The sequence below is a fragment of the Aerococcaceae bacterium DSM 111021 genome (assembly GCA_020112395.1).
Lineage (GTDB): Bacteria > Bacillota > Bacilli > Lactobacillales > Aerococcaceae > Ruoffia.
The window spans coordinates 488,794-505,850 of record JACCEK010000002.1 but is presented as its reverse complement, the minus strand read 5'-3'; the positions used below and the strand labels follow the sequence as shown (position 1 = coordinate 505,850).

Genomic DNA, 17,057 nt, shown 5'->3' with positions numbered 1-17,057 from the left:
ATCCCCGTCAATTGTGAAATTGACAGGGATTTTTATATAATTATTTAATTAATTGAACTTGTACGTCTGAATCGATATATTCTTTTTCGCCAGCAGCTTGTTCGATTGAACCGAATGGCATTTGAGCTACTAATTCAAATGATTCTGGTAAGTTGAACATTTCACGAACTGCTTTATCGAAGCCTTGTTCGTAGCCAACGTTAAAGTGTTGTAATGATCCGCCTAAGTTCATTTCAGCTAAAGCTAACCAAGTAGCGTATTGAGAGTTAGCTGAGTTGTTTTGTTTGTATGCTTCAGTACGTTGACCTTGAGTAGGCATTGTTGCTATTGCATCGCGGTCTTCGAAGAATAGTACAGTACCGATACCATTTTTAGCACCGTGCATGATTGGTGACATGAAGTCCCAAGTGCCTTGGTCTAAAACTTCTTCTTGAACTTTTAAGATTAAATCCCAAAATTTAATGTTAGCTTCACCATTTAATACAACTAAACGTGAAGTTTGGCTGTTGAAAGCTGAAGGTACATCTTTTTGAGTTTCTTTAATTGTCGCAACAATCTCTTCGATTGAATAGTCACTGTTGTTACCTAATGCATAGATTGAACGACGATTTTTGATTACATTTTTAAATTCTGCCATGTTAAAAATTCTCCTCTTTGTTTAAAATTATTAACTTACTTAATTATTATAAGGTGTATTTGAATGAATGTAAACCTCTGATTCGAGATAATAGACACAATAGCGAAATTGTTGTTTAGTTGCATATAGAGAAGATGCTTTTTGTGTTTCTTCGAAAAGACAGAACGTTTTCCGATTAGGGAATTCATTCTGTCTCCTTGGTTTATTATTTGAAATTAATACTCTGCATTATGATACACATCAGTGACGTCATCGTCATCTTCAATGATATCAATCATTGCTTCGAATTCTTCAACTAAAGATTCATCAAGCGGAACTAATATATTTGGTTTCATTGTTAATTCTGCTTGAGAGATCGTGTAAAGTTGACTTAAAGCATCACGAACAGCTGTGAAATCAGTTGCAGCAGTGTATACTTCAACGACCTCCTCAGATATGTCCATATCTTCTGCACCAGATTCAAGGATATTCATCATTAGAGTATCTTCATCGTCTTCCAAACCTTTACGTTCAATCGCAATATAACCTTTACGTTCGAATTGAAAAGCTACCGAGCCTTTCTCTCCAAGGTTACCACCGTTGTGGTTGAAAGCCGTTCGCACGTTTGTTCCAGTACGGTTAAGATTATCTGTCAGGCCATAGACAAGTACACCAATACCGCCGGGTCCGTAACCTTCATATACGACTTCATCATAATTCGCTCCATCAGCTGAATCTGTCGCTCGTTTAATCGCACGATCTATGTTGTCATTCGGCATATTTGCACTTTTTGCTTTATCAAGCACTAATCGAAGTGCGGGATTCATATCCGGGTCCCCTCCACCTTTTGCAGCTACATAGATTTCACGTGATAATTTCTGAAATACCTTTCCTCTTTTAGAATCTTGTGCATTTTTTCGTTTTTGAATATTCTTCCACTTTGAATGTCCAGCCATCTACTCACTCCCTTTGTCATAGTCATCTAAGTAATCATATAATGAAACCCCTTAATTGTAAAATCCCATTAACCACAAAATGAACAAGAGAATCTGTTAGAATAGAATATATGTTAAATGGAAGAGGGATGAAATGAATTTAGATTTATATGACGAAGTGAATTTACTAGACAACAAAGATTTGATAAAGAAGATTAATCTATGGAGCATTGGTGTGTTACTAGCCAGTGTGCCTGTTTTTTGGCTTATATCCTATCTATATTTAGGTTTGGCTGAAGCAGACTTAAGTACAAGTGACTTCTTCGTTTCAAGTATATTATGCTTCGGAATCCTGTTTATTCATGAAGGAATTCATGGACTTTTTTTCAAAATATTCAAACCCGGTGCAAAAGTGGTGTACGGTTTTAAAGCTGGGATGGCATATGCGGGTAGTTTTGGGAATAAATATCCGGCCAATCAGTTTATTTGGATTTTATTAGCACCATTCACGCTCATTACTTTCGGTATGCTTATTTTGACACTCGTTGATGTCATGTCTGTCTATATATTTCTTTTCGTAGGAGTTATTCATACAGCCGGATGTATTGGTGATTTCTACTTTACATATCTTATATTAAATACGCCGGGTAATGTCATTGTAGAAGATACTGACAAAGGAATAAATATTTATCAAAAACTCAATATATAAACTCAAACTGATCAATATAATAAATATTTCTTTTAGACAACCGAAAAAGTGGTTGTCTATTTTTTTAGTAAGAAAAAGCATAAAACAATCATTTTACGGCTTCACTTGTTACAATAGAGATAAGAATATGCATTATGAGAGGACGATATATAAATGGAATTAGGAGTACATGATTTAGTTACAATGAATGATGGGGAAACGCCGGAGGCTGCTTTTGAGCGAACAACACGTTTCGTAAAAGAAATAGAAAAACTAAATTTTAAACGTTATTGGTTTGCAGAGCATCATAATTCACCGACACATGCGAGTTCATCACCTGAGTTATTAGCAGCCTATATGTCTGCTATAACGTCAAAGATTCGCTTAGGTACTGGTGGAACGATGATTATGCATTATTCGCCACTTAAAATCGCAGAGAATTTTAAAACGTTAACAGCCTTAGCGCCAGACCGTATTGATATAGGCCTGGGACGTGCGCCAGGTAGTGGACCCAATGAAATTGTTGCACTTGCACAAGGCAAGCCGAATTCGTTTGATGATCAATATGAAAAGATTGAAGTGATTTTAGACTATCTATCAGATCAGCAAGCAGACGGTTATTATGGTCGTACAAATGCGATGCCACAAGGAACCTTGACATTGACACAACCGTGGATGCTTGGGTCATCTGGTCAATCAGCAAGTAAAGCAGGTGAAATGGGTCTAGGGTATAGTTTTGCGAAATTCTTTGGATTAGAAACGGATCCAAAAGTATTCAAGCAATACCGTGATGAATTCCAACCGAGTCGATTCTTTGAAAAACCATCGGTTATGGTGAGTTATTCAGTAATTGTCGCAGATACTGAAGAAGAAGCAGATTACCTTGCTAAACCAACCGAATTATCACAATTAGCTTTATCACGAGGGCGTATGATTAAAAACGTGAGTCCAGAAGAATTGAAAGATTATACATACTCAGAGCAAGAACAAAACTTTTTAGATAACCACTACAATAAGCGCTTCTTAATTAAAGGAACACCCGAAAAGGTTCAAGCAATTTTAGAAGATGAGCGACAATTACTAGGCATTGATGAGTTAATGGTGTATGCGCCGATTCATGGTGAAAAGGAACGATTGAATTCATATAAACACCTAGCGAAAATGTTCAACAAAATCTAAGGCAATCTAACATGGAGGTATGTGTTAATGAATCAACAATACGAACGATTATTTAGTTCTGTTGAATTTTCGAATGGGATTAAGCTTGAATCTCGTTTTGCGATGGCCCCGATGGTAGCTGTGGGGTCGAGTTATGATGGTCAAGTTGGTGCCGACGATATTAAGTACTTTAAACGCCGAGCGAATACAGGTTCGATGTTAATAACAGGTGCAGCAAATATCGGACCTTATGGAAATGCGTTTGGTTATGGGTTGGGTATACAATCGGATAATCATACGGCTGGTATGAAGGATTTGGCAGCTAGCATGAAATCTAAAGGTGCAAAAGCGATACTTCAGATTTTCCATCCTGGTCGCCAGGCGAAGTATTCTTACAAAGATGAGGGAGCCGTATATGGACCTAGTGAGAAGCAATTCGAATTTTTAGACTATCCTGTTACGGGCTTTACGAATCAAGAAGTCTATGACTATATACAATATTTTGCAGAAGCAACACGTCGTGCGATTGAAGCGGGCTTCGATGGAGTAGAAATTCACGGAGCGAATCATTACTTACTCCAACAATTCTTCTCTGAATTGTCCAACGAACGAGAGGATGAGTGGGGTGGAACGCGAGAAAAACGAGCATCATTTCCTTTAGCAGTTGTTAAAGCTGTGCAAGACGAGGTTGAGAAACAAGCTGCTAATGACTTTATTATTGGCTACCGCTTGAGCCCAGAAGAGGTTCATGGTGATGTAGTAGGTTATACATTCGACGATGCTTTATATTTAATTGATCAAGTAGCTGAGTTAGGCGTGGATTATATTCATCTATCGCAATTTGGCCCAGAAGGCTATAAGAACAGAGTGCAATTAGGTGAACATGAAGGAGAAGTCATCAATTCCATCGTAAGAGATCTATTGGATGGTCGTACTTTGCTCATGGGTGCCGGAGACTTAACAAGTCCGGACAAATTACTTGATGCTTTGAATTACGTAGATATTCTTGCGATGGGTTCAGCTGCAATTGTAGAACCGGACTTAATGCAAAAACTCAAAGATGGCAAAGAAGATTCGATATCTTTAGATATTACAGGTCGTGTCGATGACTTAGCCTTGCCTGAACGATTCTATATGATGGTCGGGGCATTAAAGGGAAGTGGCTCTATTCCTAAAGCAACGATTGAACTGATTGAACAGTAATACAAGATAGCACTTGAATTATTTAGAGCATCACTAGCTAACAAATAGAAAAACGGCACCTAGTTAAAGGGTGCCGTTTTTTGGTGGAATTAAAGTGATGAGTCTACTCTGTTTTTATAATTATTTTCAAACTCAACCAATCGTTCAAGCAATGTTTTCAAATGATCCATACTTGAAACATAACTGATTCTGAAGTATCCTCGGCCAGCCTCACCAAATATTTGAGCAGGAGTTAAAGCAATCTTCGCTTGGTATGCTAAGTCTAGACAAAATTGATAATCGTCTTCATTATACCAATCAGGCACTTTAGCAAATAGATAAAAGGCACCTTCTGGGGTAACGAAATCGTATTGCATCTGAGTTAGGCCTTCAATCAAAAAGTCGCGACGTGCTTGATAATCTGTCAACATCATTTGGATGGATTCATCACTATGATCATACGCTTCTATGCTGGCGTACTGTACTTGGGTCGTAATGGTGGTTAAAACGGCTTGATGCATTGGGTATAATAAGTCCATTAACGCCGTAGGTCCTGCTAAGAAGGCTGAACGCCATCCAGTCATTGCGTGCGATTTTGATGTACCATTAATCAACAATGTCAGTTCTGGAATGAATTTTGCGACCGGCGTATGTTTATAGCCATAACTAAATTCTGAATAGACTTCGTCTGAAATCACATAAATTTGATGTTCTTTAATCACTTCTGCGAGTGCTTTAATTTCTTTTGAGGTATACGTTGTACCAGTTGGATTGGTTGGATGGTTTAAAATAATGGCTTTCGTTTTATCTGTAATAGCTTCACTTAAAAGTTCCGGAGTGAGTTTGAAGCCGTTCGAACTAACATCAATTGCGACAGCTTTTCCTCCAGCTAAAATAATTTGACTATTATAGATAACATAGTTTGGATCAACGACTAAAACTTCATCGCCGGGATTAACTAATCCCGTTATAGCGAGAAATAAAGCTTGAGTCGCACCAGCAGTGACGATGATTTCACTTTCTGGAGAATAGTCTAATTGATATTTGCGTTTTAGATAACGATGAATTGCTTCACGTAGTTCATACACACCACGCGAGTGGGAATAGAAACTTTGGTCGTCATTGATTGACTGGATGGCAGCTTGCTTAATATTCTCAGGTGTCGGAAAATCTGGCTCACCGATATTAAAATATAATAGATTCTCAATATGGCTAATTTCATCGTTGAAAACTCGGATTAGATTCTCCGGCGTTTTTAGTAAGTGTTTATTAATGTTTTTATAATCCATTCTCATCAACTCCTCTAATAGTATTTAACATTTTAACACAAAATTTTAAAAAATGTTTGACAAACAAAAAAGTATGTACTATTATAGTTTCAACAGATAAATAAAACGCGTTGACGTGGAAAGTAAACAAATCAAACTTTTTAGAGAGCTCATGGTTGGTGAAAATGAGTAAGTGACGATAGGTTGAAAATGGCCACTGAGCGGTCATTCTGAATGCTTTTAGCAATAAGGATGAACGGATGCACCCGTTAGAGATGCCACAGTATATGATTCGTTTAGTTTAAAATCTGTACTGGTAGAGGTTGTTTCAGTGATGGAATAACAAATTAAGGTGGTAACACGAAGTTTATACTCTCGTCCTTTTCATAGGACGGGAGTTTTTTTGTAGGCAAATGTAGATAACAATCAGGTTTATAAGTTTAAATTGAGTGGTAAATATACATACATAAAGGAGAAAATGAAAATGAGAAAATGGTTAAATGGTTTAAGTGTTGTCGGTTTAGCGGCGAGTTTATTAGTCGGTGTGAGTTCTTCAGTACAAGCGCAAGGTGAGTTTGAAGGCGAAGAAGTAACGGTCGGAATCGTTCCAGGACCAGCTGAAGAAGTTTGGGATGTTGTGGTTGAAAAAGCTGAAGCAGATGGTATCTCGGTTGAGTTAGTATTATTCAGTGACTACATCCAACCAAATATTGCCCTGCAAGATGGATCATTAGACTTGAATGCTTTCCAACACGTGGCATTCTTGGAAGATTGGAATGATGCCAATGATGGAAGCTTAACAGGACTAGGTTACACATTCGTGTCACCAATGGGTGCATACTCTGAAAACATTGCTTCATTTGATGAATTACAAGAAGGTGATAAGATTGCGATTCCAAATGACCCAACAAATGGTGGACGTGCTTTACTAGGATTAGAGTTGGCTGGAGTGATTGAAGTAGACGATGAAGCAGGTCCTTTAGCAACGGTGAATGATATTACAGATAACCCATTAAACTTAGAGTTTGAAGAATTAGATGCAGCTCAATTAGCTTTATCATTACCAGATGTGGCAGCAGCGTTTATTAATCTAAACTTTGCAACAGATGCAGGTCTTAAATTAGAAGAAGCAATCTTTGTGGATGCTGATTATCCAGAGGAATTAAATGAAGCATACAGAAATGTGATTGCTGGCCTTGAAGAAAATCAAGATAACCCACTATACTTACAAATTGTTGAGTACTATCAATCAGAAGAAGTTGCACAAGCTTTATATGACACAACAAACAATGGAGACAAACCAGCATGGGAGAATGCTCCCGTAATTGGTGAAGATGCTGAGTCAGAAGAAACAAGTGAAGAAGCAGATAGTGAAGAGTCAACTGAAGACGCTGAATAGTCAAAGATAAGAGGAGAAAAAGACATGTTAAAATTCATTAAAAAAATAGGACAAGTTGCATTAGCCAGTTCATTAATTTTAGCATCAGCTACTCAAATTGCATTCGCTGAAGATACTGCCGGTGAGTTTGAAGGAGAGACAGTAAGTATCGGAGTTGTAGGAGATAATGGTGCTGAAGTTTGGGAATATGTCGCCGACAAAGCGTTAGAACAAGAAGGTATTGAAATTGATGTCACGTTATTAACAGACTATAATCAACCTAATGAAGCTTTAGCCAATGGTTCTCTAGATTTAAACTCATTCCAACACGTTGCTTTTTTAGAGGAATGGAACGAGTCTAATGGTGAAGATTTAGCAAATATTGGCTTTACTTTAGTGACGCCAATGGGCTTATACTCAGATAAGATTACGTCTGTAGAGGAGATCGTAGAAGGCGACAGCATAGCTGTTCCTAATGATCCAACGAATGGTGGACGTGCTTTACTTGCTTTAGAAATTGCTGGGATTATTGAAGTGGATGATGCAGCTGGAGTATTGCCGACTGTAGATGATATTACAGACAACCCATTAAATATTGAAGTCGTTGAATTAGACGCAGCCCAGATTCCCCAGTCATTACCAGACGTAGCAGCTGCTGTAATTAATACAGGACACGCAGAAGATGCAGGTCTATCAGTAACTGAAGATGCTATCTTCGTTGATACAGATACACCAGAAGAATTAAGTGATACATACCGTAACATTATTGCGGCACGTTCAGAAGACGCAGAGAGCCCATTACTATTAAAAGTGGTAGAATTATACCAAACAGCAGATGTTGCAGAAGTCATTATCGAGTCAAGTAACGGTGGAAGCATACCAGCTTGGGAAGATTACGAGCCGGCAGAAGAAGGCAGTGAATCAGAAGAGTTAGAAGAATCAACTGAAGAAGACGCAGAATAATTCAAATAAAAGGAGAAAATTACAATGAAAAAATTTATTAAATCATTAGGTGTATTAACATTAGCAGGTAGTTTATTAGTTGGCGCAAGTTCAGCCGTTCAAGCCCAAGGCGAATTTGAAGGTGAAAAAGTTACGGTTGGTGTTGTAAGTGAAGCAGAAGAACAAGTTTGGGAATTTGTTGCTGAACAAGCATTAGAACAAGAAGGTATCGAGCTTGAATTAGTCTTATTTACAGATTACGTCCAACCAAACGTCGCTTTACAAGATGGCTCAACAGATTTAAATGCTTTCCAACACGTTGCTTTCTTAAATGAATGGAATGAAGCAAACGATGGTAATCTCGAATCGTTAGGCTTTTCATATGTGACACCATTAGGTGTATACTCTGAAACGATTGCATCGATAGAAGAAATTCCTGAAGATGCAGTTATCGCAATTCCAAATGATCCTACAAACGGTGGGCGTGCTTTATTAGGCTTAGAATTGGCTGGTTTAATTGAAGTGGATGATGCTGCTGGAATTTTACCTACGGTTAATGATGTAACGGATAACCCATTAAATATTCAATTCGAAGAATTAGAAGCAGCGCAAATTGCTCAAGCATTACCAGATGTGGATGCAGCAGTGATTAACAACACATTCGCATTAGATGCTGGTTTAAGTGTTGAAGATGCTATCTTCTTAGATGCTGAGAACCCAGCTGACTTGCCAGATGATTACAAAAACATCATCGCAGTGCATGGTGATAATGTAGATAATGCTTTATTCACTAAAGTCGTTGAATTATACCAAACAGATGCGGTAGCTGATCAATTAGCTGAAGCAAGTAACGGTGGAGACGTTCCAGCGTGGACTGAAGATGAAGAAGCAACAGAAGATGTGGAAACTGATTCAGAGGAAACAACTGAAGAGTCAGAAGAATCTGAGGAATCAGCTGAATAACACGTCGTTATAAAAAAAGACAAAGCTTAAAGCGTAAGTGAATTCTACATTTTAGAAAGTTATTGTAGAGTTTACTTGCGCTCTTTTTATAAAATAAGGGGGAATACAATGAAAAAGATTTTATATTCAATTATCGTTGCTGTTGTTACTTTAGTTAGCATTTTACCTACAAGTGCATTTGCCCAAGGTGAATTTGAAGGAGAGAAGGTTACAATCGGACTTGCGAGCGCGAATGCCTATGATTACTGGGACGTTGTCGTCGCGAATGCGTTGGAGCAAGAAGGAATTGAAATTGAGTTAGTTTTATTCTCAGATTACAACCAACCAAATGAAGCCTTACAAAATGGTTCATTAGACTTGAATGCAACTCAAGGTTACCCATTTTTATTCTCATGGAATGATGAAAACGACGGAACGATTACACCGATTGGTAACACATTAATTACTCCCTTAGGTTTATATTCTGATAAATATGAATCTGTTGAAGATATTCCAGAAGGCGGAACGATTGCGATTCCCAACGATCCATCAACGTATGGGCGTGCACTACAAGCTTTAGAAATTGCTGGTTTAATTGATGTTGACGAAGCGGCAGGTATCTTCCCAGAAGATAAAGATATCTTAGATAACCCAAAGAATCTTCAATTTGAATTATTAGATCCATCTATGACAGCTGTTATGTTACAAGATGTGGATGCTTCTATTATTAACACAGGGTTTGCGACAGATGCTGGTTTAACAATTGATGATGCAATCTTTGTGGATGCATCAGATTTAGACAGCGTTAACCCAATGTATATTAACGTGATTGCGTCACGTGAAGAAGACAAAGATAATCCATTATATCTAAAGATTGTAGAATTATTCCAAACAGACGAAATAGCTAAAATCATCGAAGAATCAAGTAAAGGTTCGTTGATACCAGTGTTTGAAGACTACGATATTGATATCGAAAATCAAACAGTTGGCTAAGATTCAGAGTGAAGGTTAGAATAAGAGATAAAGGTATTAGAAAGTAGGAACTAAATTGGTACAAGTTATTCCAGAAATTCAAGCAAATAAAGAAAAAATTATAAAATGGCGTCGTCATTTTCATCAACATCCAGAGCCAAGTTTAAAAGAGTATAAAACGGCTGAGAAGATTCAAGAAGTTTTAACGAGCTTAGGTGTCCCTTTTGAAAAAGTAGGCGAGACCGGAACGTTAGGTACAATTACTGGAACAAAAAATGATGCGTCTGAAACTCAACGCAATCGCAAAGTACTGCTGCGTGCAGACATTGATGCGTTAGAGATTACTGAAGCGACCGATCATGAGTTTCCTTCATTAAACAAAGGGATTATGCATGCGTGTGGTCATGATGCACACAACTCAGGACTTCTCGGTGCGGTTGAGTATTTAGCGAAACACAAGGACCAGTTTGCTGGAACAGTGTTGGTTGCTTTCCAACAAGCAGAAGAAATCGGAAGTGGAGCATACCAATTTATCGAAAGTGGTTTATTAGATGGCGTTGAACAAGCCTTTGGTATGCACGTGGAACCAGCTTTACCAGTTGGTACGGTTCAAGCAGTACCTGGTCCAACGATGGCATCGTGTGATATCTTTACAATTACCGTCACAGGTAAAAGTGCCCATGTAGCGCGGCCACATGATGGTATTGACGCCTTAGCAGCAGGAGCGAATATCGTAACAGAGCTACAAAACCTAGTCGCACGTCTATTGAATCCACTAGAACCAGCAGTAATAGGTATTGGGAAGTTCACATCTGGTACGCGTTATAATATCGTATCTAACCATGCGAAAATCGAAGGGACGTTACGAACATTAAGCCACGAAACGCGCGAACGCTTCTTAGCTAAAATTGAAGAGACAGCTCATAATGTCGCTCAGTTATTTGGAGCAACCATTGAATTTGAAAATTATCCCGCAGCCGCGCCTAACATCAATGATATTGAAGCAACTGAACGCGCACAACGTGCTGGAGCGAAAGTAGTTGGTGAGTCGAATGTTATCAAGCAAGGTGAACCAAGTATGGGCTCTGATGATTTCGCTGACTTCTTAACAACGATTCCGGGAACATACGCTAGGGTTGGAGTAAGTAGCTCTGATGATACTTCATATGGGTTGCACCATGAGAAATTCAACTTGGACGAAGACGCTTTGCCAATTATGGCGTCATTACACGTAGAGTTCGCTTTAGATTACTTGAACCAAGATTAAATAATAAAAACACGTCTTAAATGACGTGTTTTTTTTGTAATTCTGTATCCCCGTCATATGAAAATTGGTATGGGAGTTAAGAGCCTGTTTCCAGTCATATAAAAACTGGTATGGGAGTTAAGAGCGGTATTCCTATCATATGAAAACTGGTATGGTAGGCAAGAGCCGTATTCCTACCATATGAAAACTGGTATGGGAGTTAAGAGCTGTATCCCTATCATATGAAAACTGGTATGGGAGTCAAGAGTCTGTTTCCAATCATATGAAAACTGGTATGGGAGTTAAGGTCCGTATTCCTACCATATGAGATTTGGTATGGGAGTTAAGATCCGTATTCCTATCATATGAAAAAAGAAGAGGCAGAAGCCTCTTCTCTTGTTAAAACAGTCTTTGTTGAATATTAAACGTTACATCATTTGTTTCTTCGTTATAAGCTGCAATGATTTTTTCTTGATCAGGTGTTAAATCCTCATTAGGAATCTTCAGGACACTATGCAATACCTCACGAGGGTAATACAGGCGCTGTTCGCCTCTTGGAACTCCTGTTAAAGATTGCACTAGTGAGCTGACTTGTGAAAGTTCGACGACTTGATTTTGCTTAGTCACAAAGTCAATTTGCGTTCGTGTACTTGTTGCATCAGGACGGTAGAAATCATATGGCAAGTCAAAAGAACTGTTCTCCCCAAAGTAAAACTCGGGATCATAACCTTCGGCACGCATTTCATTTTGGATTGAAGAAGTTAATTCATCTCGTTGATCATCGCTAGATAACAGTGACTTAAATGGTTTTCTATTTAAGAACCTATAAGCTAAATCCCTTAGAATCTCATCGTCTTCTAGCAACCAATGTGAGAAGTAGCTACTCAGAACGTAATCATCTAGACGTAAGTAATCTTTCAAGTCCCATTTACCTTCTAAAAAAGGGATGAGTAACCCAATTGAATGTTTCATAGTATCTGGCTTGTTCTCATAGCAAAACTTTACTCGTGCTAATAAGTTGCGAAGGACTTCTTCCATACCCCGAGAAACTGGGTGGAAGTAGACTTGCATGTACATTTGATAACGACTCACGATATAATGTTCAACTGCATGCATTCCAGAGAAATCAAAGACAATCTGCTTGTTGAAAGGACGAATCACACGCAGAATACGTGTGATATCAAACGTTCCATAGCTCACACCCGCATAGTAAGCATCCCGAATTAAATAATCCATTCTGTCAGCATCGATTTGACTGGATATTAATTGAACAACTTGTTGATTTGGGTAAGTCTTATTAATGACACTCGATACTTTTTCTGGGAAATCATCGCCCATTAACTTTAATACGTGATTAATTTCAGTATCGGGTGACGTTATAATCTGTTGAGATACGAGTTCATGATCTGTATCGAACAAACCTTCGAACGTATGGGAAAAAGGTCCGTGTCCGATATCATGAAGAAGCGCAGCACATAGAGCAACAAGACGCTCACTATCATCCCATAATCCGTCACCTGGCGTTACACTAGGGTAATTTCGGACAAAATTATTAATGATGCGACGTGTGATTTCATAAACACCTAAAGAGTGATTGAAACGACTGTGTTCAGCACCGTGAAAGGTATATGAAGCTGTTCCGAGCTGACGAATACGACGTAAACGCTGGAATTCAACCGTATCAATCAACTTTAATATAATCGAATCCTGAATATGGATATAATCGTGGACTGGGTCGCGAAATACTTTCTCGCGAGGTAATATTTGTAGCTGGTATCTTTCATTATAAGTAGCCATAGTAAACTCCTTAAGGTAATTGATCAGGTTGGATTTTATCTGAACGAACTGCGGTCTTTTCAAAGGCTTTTGTATATAACGCTTTTAATTCTGGGTTTTCATAATCACCTTGGATAACCGAACCAAATTGTTCCATTGTCGAGATCAGCAGTTTTTGATAGGCATCAACAGTGATAGACTCACCGATAACGGCTTCAACCGTTGTCATAGAATTAGGATTGACCAAAGGATAATCATCGCCTGCTTCTCCAGTGCGGTAATAAGCTTGAATTAACTCAGCCCGAGCTTGTTGATTCCCGTCAACACTAATATAAGCAGCAGTTGTTACACCAGATTTGAAACGGCGTTGAGCAATCCCACCAATCTTTTGGCCATTAACAACTAAATCGAATTTCCCAGGGCAATATGAATCCGGAACTTCGTAACTTTCGACTTTAACGCCGAAAGGCTCTAAAGATTTAGCGACGAGGGCAACCATTTGTTCATAAGCTGTATCGATAGATAAGTCAAAATGACGGTTGTCGCTAACGAGTCCAAAATTGAGTACTCCTGAATCGTTAACGACAGCTAAGCCACCATGAGGACGTTGAACGAGTGTATAACCGAGATCGACTAAATATTTATTCGCATTACCTAACTCCGGAAGGCGTGTATCTTTAGCCCCAAGTAAAATGGCTGGGTAATCAAAAGGATAAAAGTGCAAGACACCATATGGAGTTGTAGAATCATCATTAAGGGCAGGAACCCAACGAATGAAACTATCTTGGTAACTGAGCGCACTGTTTGGATTCCCTTTAGCTGGATTGTCTTGTTCTGAGAACACGATCCATTGTTGGGATGATAAATATTCTTGATTTGATAGCATAGAATCCTTCCTTCATCTAGTAATAAATTTTTATGTTATGTTTAATTATAGCAAAGAATCGATTATAATAGTAATATCTATAGAATGTGTGGTGAAAATGTGCAGAGAAAAAATATACAACTTGAAGTTAGTCAAAAGATTCGCTATCATGAGCAAGCTCATACAGACGAATGGAAGCTAGAGACTAAGGGAGAATTGATTGATCTAAATACGTATTCAAAAATTTCATATATAGATCGTGAAGATATTCAAATCGAGGTCAAGTGGTACACTAATCGCGAAGCGGGTCATTTAATCGCTGAGATTAAACAACCACAGTATACTTTAACGTTCAACCCATCTAAACAAACGCGTACGTCCTATATGACACCGCAAGGTTTATGGGAGTTAGCGGTTGAGACAGATAAGATTCAATTTACTGAGACGGATACAGGTATTAAGTTAATCGTTCATTATCAAGTATTAATTAACGCAGAACCGCTAGGAGACTATGAATTTCAATTGCATTATAGCAATTAAATAGGTAATATATAAAAGAATACGAGGAAGGAAGTGGAAAGTTTGATTTTAAAACAATTCGAAAACGAAAACATTGAAGAACTTTCTTCGATTGAAGTTGCGCATGCAATTCTTGAAGAGACAGGTGATGTCTATGATTTCACTGCATTAATGGTTGCTATTCAAAATTATTTAGACTTAAGTGATGAAGATATCGAAGCGAAAATGACTCGCTTTTATACAGATATCAATATTGATGGACGCTTCATTTCATTAGGAGACAATCGTTGGGGACTACGTGCTTGGTATCCAATCGATTCAATTGATGAAGAAATCGTTAGTTCAATTGATGACGATGACTTACCACGCCGTCGTAGACGCAAGAAAAAACGTAAGTTAAACGCGTTTGATGAAGGCGATGATATGATTGATTACAACGATGACGATCCAGAGGACTTAGACGACATCTATGACGATGAAGAAGAGTTCGATGAAGAGGAAGAAGAAGTCGAAGCAGTTGTTCCAATCGCTAAAGATGAAGACGATGACGATGATGATAACCAAGAACTTGGTGTATACGCACGTGATTTATCTGAATTAGGCGACGATGATCTTGAACTTGACGAAGAAGATGAAGACTTTGATGAGGACATTGATGACGACGATTTTGATGATGACGACGAAGAAGAGTTCGACGAGGAAGAAGACGAAAAATAAAGTTTTTATTGACGAAAGCAAATAATTATCGTATTATCTAACTTGGGCACCTTTCAAGAAGAAAGGTCAATCTACTTAATTAGCACCCCTATTCCACCGGAATAGGGGGCTTTTCTATTTTATCCCGAAATATATAAAAAAGGAGCTTACAATAATGGCAAAATATATATTTGTTACTGGTGGCGTTGTGTCATCAATTGGTAAAGGAATCGTTGCGGCATCATTAGGACGATTACTGAAGAACAGAGGATTAAAAGTTAATATTCAGAAATTTGATCCGTACTTAAATATTGACCCAGGTACAATGAGTCCGTACCAACATGGTGAAGTATTTGTAACAGATGATGGGGCTGAGACTGATTTAGACTTAGGCCATTATGAAAGGTTCATCGATATTAACGTCAACGAATACTCAAGTGTAACAGCAGGTAAGATTTACGATCAAGTACTTCGTAAAGAACGTCAAGGAGACTACGATGGTGCAACTGTTCAAGTTATTCCGCACGTTACGAATGAAATTAAAGACAAAATTATGCGTGCAGCTGAAACAACGGATGCTGATATTGTTATCACTGAAGTAGGGGGAACGGTAGGAGATATTGAAGGACTGCCATTCTTAGAGGCTTTACGTCAGATGCGTACGCAAGTAGGGCATGATAATGTATTGTATATACATACAACATTAATTCCTTATTTAAAAGCAGCTGGTGAATTAAAAACAAAACCAACACAACACAGTGTAAAAGAATTACGGTCATTAGGTATTCAACCAAACATTCTTGTGGTTAGAACAGAAGAAGCACTTCCTCAAACGATTAAAGATAAGTTAGCTTTATTTTGTGATGTGACAACAGATGCGGTCATTGAATCGCGTGACGTTGAAACACTTTATACGATTCCATTAAGCTTACAAGAGCAAAAAATGGATCAATTAGTCTTAGATCACTTTGGAATTGACTTACCAGCAGCGGATATGACAGGCTGGAAAGGATTAGAACAACGCGTATTGCATCTAGAAAACAAAGTGAAAATTGGTTTAGTTGGTAAATATGTAGAATTACCAGACGCGTATCTATCGGTTGTCGAAGCATTGAAACATGCTGGTTTCGACCACAATAGTGATATTGAAATTGACTGGATTAATGCAGAAGAAATTGACGAAAACACTGTAGAAGCACGTCTTAAAGAGGTTGACGGTATATTAGTTCCTGGCGGCTTCGGAGAACGTGGTGTTGAGGGTAAAATTGAAGCCATTCGTTATGCACGTGAGAACAATGTACCATTCTTTGGTATTTGTTTAGGTATGCAATTAGCAGCGGTTGAATTCGCGCGTAATGTTGTTGGTTTAAAAGGAGCTCATTCAGCTGAATTAGATCCAGAATCACCACACAAAATTATTGCATTATTAGCAGACCAAACTGAAGAAACTGTTCTAGGTGGAACATTACGTCTTGGTTTATACCCAGCAAGATTGTCAGAAGGGTCACTTATTCGTGAATTATATGACGGAAAAGAATTAATTGAAGAACGTCACCGTCACCGCTATGAGTTCAATAATGAGTACCGTGAGGCATTAAGTGAACACGGCATGTCATTCTCAGGTTTGAGTCCAGACGGACGATTAGTTGAAATCATTGAATTGAAAGACCACCCATTCTTTGTGGCTCCTCAATTCCACCCAGAGTTCACATCGCGTCCAAATCGTCCTCAAGCAATCTTTAAAGGATTTATTAAAGCGAGTTTAGATCACCAAAATAAACGTAAATAATATTTGACATTGGAGTGAATAATCACTATAATCTCATAAAAGTAGTTAAACTTTAATCGTGTTCCGTGAGACTCGAAAGTGTTGC

General features: G+C 38.3%; 16 protein-coding genes and 1 other annotated feature. Of the genes, 11 read left to right on the top strand and 5 right to left on the bottom strand.

Going from position 1 to position 17,057, the window contains the following annotated elements; translation table 11 throughout:
• Positions 1-40: 40 nt before the first annotated feature.
• Together HYQ40_08600 and HYQ40_08595 are read right to left on the bottom strand one after the other, a co-directional pair.
• Positions 41-637 (bottom strand): nitroreductase family protein, encoded by a 597-nt coding sequence (locus HYQ40_08600; GenBank protein ID MBZ6527839.1) that lies wholly within the window; start codon positions 635-637, stop codon positions 41-43.
• A 215-nt stretch (positions 638-852) separates the two neighbouring features.
• On the bottom strand, positions 853-1,572 hold the full coding sequence (locus tag HYQ40_08595; GenBank protein MBZ6527838.1) for a YebC/PmpR family DNA-binding transcriptional regulator: 720 nt from the start codon (positions 1,570-1,572) through the stop codon (positions 853-855).
• Positions 1,573-1,705: 133 nt separating this feature from the next.
• Between HYQ40_08595 and HYQ40_08590 the strand changes: the two genes are divergently transcribed.
• From HYQ40_08590 to HYQ40_08580, 3 genes are all read left to right on the top strand, one after another.
• Complete coding sequence (locus HYQ40_08590) at positions 1,706-2,260, top strand: DUF3267 domain-containing protein (GenBank protein MBZ6527837.1); 555 nt, start codon at positions 1,706-1,708, stop codon at positions 2,258-2,260.
• Between the two features lie 153 nt (positions 2,261-2,413).
• On the top strand, positions 2,414-3,418 hold the full coding sequence (locus HYQ40_08585; protein MBZ6527836.1) for an MsnO8 family LLM class oxidoreductase: 1,005 nt from the start codon (positions 2,414-2,416) through the stop codon (positions 3,416-3,418).
• A gap of 27 nt (positions 3,419-3,445) precedes the next feature.
• Positions 3,446-4,600 carry an NADH-dependent flavin oxidoreductase gene (locus tag HYQ40_08580; protein MBZ6527835.1) on the top strand — a complete coding sequence of 385 codons (1,155 nt, stop codon included), beginning with the start codon at positions 3,446-3,448 and terminating at the stop codon, positions 4,598-4,600.
• Between the two features lie 89 nt (positions 4,601-4,689).
• Here HYQ40_08580 and HYQ40_08575 read toward each other — a convergent pair whose 3' ends face one another.
• Positions 4,690-5,868 carry an aminotransferase class I/II-fold pyridoxal phosphate-dependent enzyme gene (locus HYQ40_08575; protein ID MBZ6527834.1) on the bottom strand — a complete coding sequence of 393 codons (1,179 nt, stop codon included), beginning with the start codon at positions 5,866-5,868 and terminating at the stop codon, positions 4,690-4,692.
• A 101-nt stretch (positions 5,869-5,969) separates the two neighbouring features.
• Positions 5,970-6,233: a binding site (T-box leader), on the top strand.
• Positions 6,234-6,331: 98 nt separating this feature from the next.
• Here HYQ40_08575 and HYQ40_08570 point away from each other — a divergent pair.
• From HYQ40_08570 to HYQ40_08550, 5 genes are all read left to right on the top strand, one after another.
• Positions 6,332-7,246: a MetQ/NlpA family ABC transporter substrate-binding protein gene (locus tag HYQ40_08570; protein MBZ6527833.1), complete on the top strand. Its 915-nt coding sequence runs from the start codon at positions 6,332-6,334 to the stop codon at positions 7,244-7,246.
• A gap of 24 nt (positions 7,247-7,270) precedes the next feature.
• Positions 7,271-8,188, top strand: a complete 918-nt coding sequence (locus tag HYQ40_08565; protein MBZ6527832.1) for a MetQ/NlpA family ABC transporter substrate-binding protein — start codon at positions 7,271-7,273, stop codon at positions 8,186-8,188.
• Between the two features lie 24 nt (positions 8,189-8,212).
• Positions 8,213-9,130: a MetQ/NlpA family ABC transporter substrate-binding protein gene (locus HYQ40_08560; protein MBZ6527831.1), complete on the top strand. Its 918-nt coding sequence runs from the start codon at positions 8,213-8,215 to the stop codon at positions 9,128-9,130.
• A 108-nt stretch (positions 9,131-9,238) separates the two neighbouring features.
• The gene (locus HYQ40_08555) at positions 9,239-10,102 is read left to right on the top strand and encodes a MetQ/NlpA family ABC transporter substrate-binding protein (GenBank protein ID MBZ6527830.1); all 864 of its coding nucleotides are present in this window, start codon (positions 9,239-9,241) and stop codon (positions 10,100-10,102) included.
• A gap of 55 nt (positions 10,103-10,157) precedes the next feature.
• Positions 10,158-11,348 (top strand): amidohydrolase, encoded by a 1,191-nt coding sequence (locus HYQ40_08550; protein MBZ6527829.1) that lies wholly within the window; start codon positions 10,158-10,160, stop codon positions 11,346-11,348.
• A gap of 378 nt (positions 11,349-11,726) precedes the next feature.
• On the opposite strand, the gene HYQ40_08545 is transcribed toward HYQ40_08550, so the two are convergent.
• Positions 11,727-13,124 carry an HD domain-containing protein gene (locus HYQ40_08545; GenBank protein ID MBZ6527828.1) on the bottom strand — a complete coding sequence of 466 codons (1,398 nt, stop codon included), beginning with the start codon at positions 13,122-13,124 and terminating at the stop codon, positions 11,727-11,729.
• 10 nt (positions 13,125-13,134) lie between these two features.
• Positions 13,135-13,989, bottom strand: a complete 855-nt coding sequence (locus HYQ40_08540; GenBank protein MBZ6527827.1) for a hypothetical protein — start codon at positions 13,987-13,989, stop codon at positions 13,135-13,137.
• 99 nt (positions 13,990-14,088) lie between these two features.
• On the opposite strand from HYQ40_08540, the gene HYQ40_08535 reads away from it, so the two are divergent.
• The 3 genes from HYQ40_08535 to HYQ40_08525 all read left to right on the top strand — a co-directional run bounded on the left by HYQ40_08535 (position 14,089) and on the right by HYQ40_08525 (position 16,972).
• Complete coding sequence (locus HYQ40_08535) at positions 14,089-14,508, top strand: DUF1934 domain-containing protein (protein ID MBZ6527826.1); 420 nt, start codon at positions 14,089-14,091, stop codon at positions 14,506-14,508.
• Between the two features lie 42 nt (positions 14,509-14,550).
• Positions 14,551-15,204 (top strand): DNA-directed RNA polymerase subunit delta, encoded by a 654-nt coding sequence (gene rpoE / locus HYQ40_08530; GenBank protein MBZ6527825.1) that lies wholly within the window; start codon positions 14,551-14,553, stop codon positions 15,202-15,204.
• A 154-nt stretch (positions 15,205-15,358) separates the two neighbouring features.
• Positions 15,359-16,972, top strand: a complete 1,614-nt coding sequence (locus HYQ40_08525; protein ID MBZ6527824.1) for a CTP synthase — start codon at positions 15,359-15,361, stop codon at positions 16,970-16,972.
• Positions 16,973-17,057 lie beyond the last annotated feature (85 nt).

Excerpts from the sequence above, each read along its gene's own strand:
- HYQ40_08600 (MBZ6527839.1), bottom strand. The coding sequence starts at position 637 with ATGGCAGAATTTAAAAATGTAATCAAAAATCGTCGTTCAATCTATGCA.
- HYQ40_08595 (MBZ6527838.1), bottom strand. The coding sequence starts at position 1,572 with ATGGCTGGACATTCAAAGTGGAAGAATATTCAAAAACGAAAAAATGCA.
- HYQ40_08590 (MBZ6527837.1), top strand. The coding sequence starts at position 1,706 with ATGAATTTAGATTTATATGACGAAGTGAATTTACTAGACAACAAAGAT.
- HYQ40_08585 (MBZ6527836.1), top strand. The coding sequence starts at position 2,414 with ATGGAATTAGGAGTACATGATTTAGTTACAATGAATGATGGGGAAACG.
- HYQ40_08580 (MBZ6527835.1), top strand. The coding sequence starts at position 3,446 with ATGAATCAACAATACGAACGATTATTTAGTTCTGTTGAATTTTCGAAT.
- HYQ40_08575 (MBZ6527834.1), bottom strand. The coding sequence starts at position 5,868 with ATGGATTATAAAAACATTAATAAACACTTACTAAAAACGCCGGAGAAT.
- HYQ40_08570 (MBZ6527833.1), top strand. The coding sequence starts at position 6,332 with ATGAGAAAATGGTTAAATGGTTTAAGTGTTGTCGGTTTAGCGGCGAGT.
- HYQ40_08565 (MBZ6527832.1), top strand. The coding sequence starts at position 7,271 with ATGTTAAAATTCATTAAAAAAATAGGACAAGTTGCATTAGCCAGTTCA.
- HYQ40_08560 (MBZ6527831.1), top strand. The coding sequence starts at position 8,213 with ATGAAAAAATTTATTAAATCATTAGGTGTATTAACATTAGCAGGTAGT.
- HYQ40_08555 (MBZ6527830.1), top strand. The coding sequence starts at position 9,239 with ATGAAAAAGATTTTATATTCAATTATCGTTGCTGTTGTTACTTTAGTT.
- HYQ40_08545 (MBZ6527828.1), bottom strand. The coding sequence starts at position 13,124 with ATGGCTACTTATAATGAAAGATACCAGCTACAAATATTACCTCGCGAG.
- HYQ40_08540 (MBZ6527827.1), bottom strand. The coding sequence starts at position 13,989 with ATGCTATCAAATCAAGAATATTTATCATCCCAACAATGGATCGTGTTC.
- HYQ40_08525 (MBZ6527824.1), top strand. The coding sequence starts at position 15,359 with ATGGCAAAATATATATTTGTTACTGGTGGCGTTGTGTCATCAATTGGT.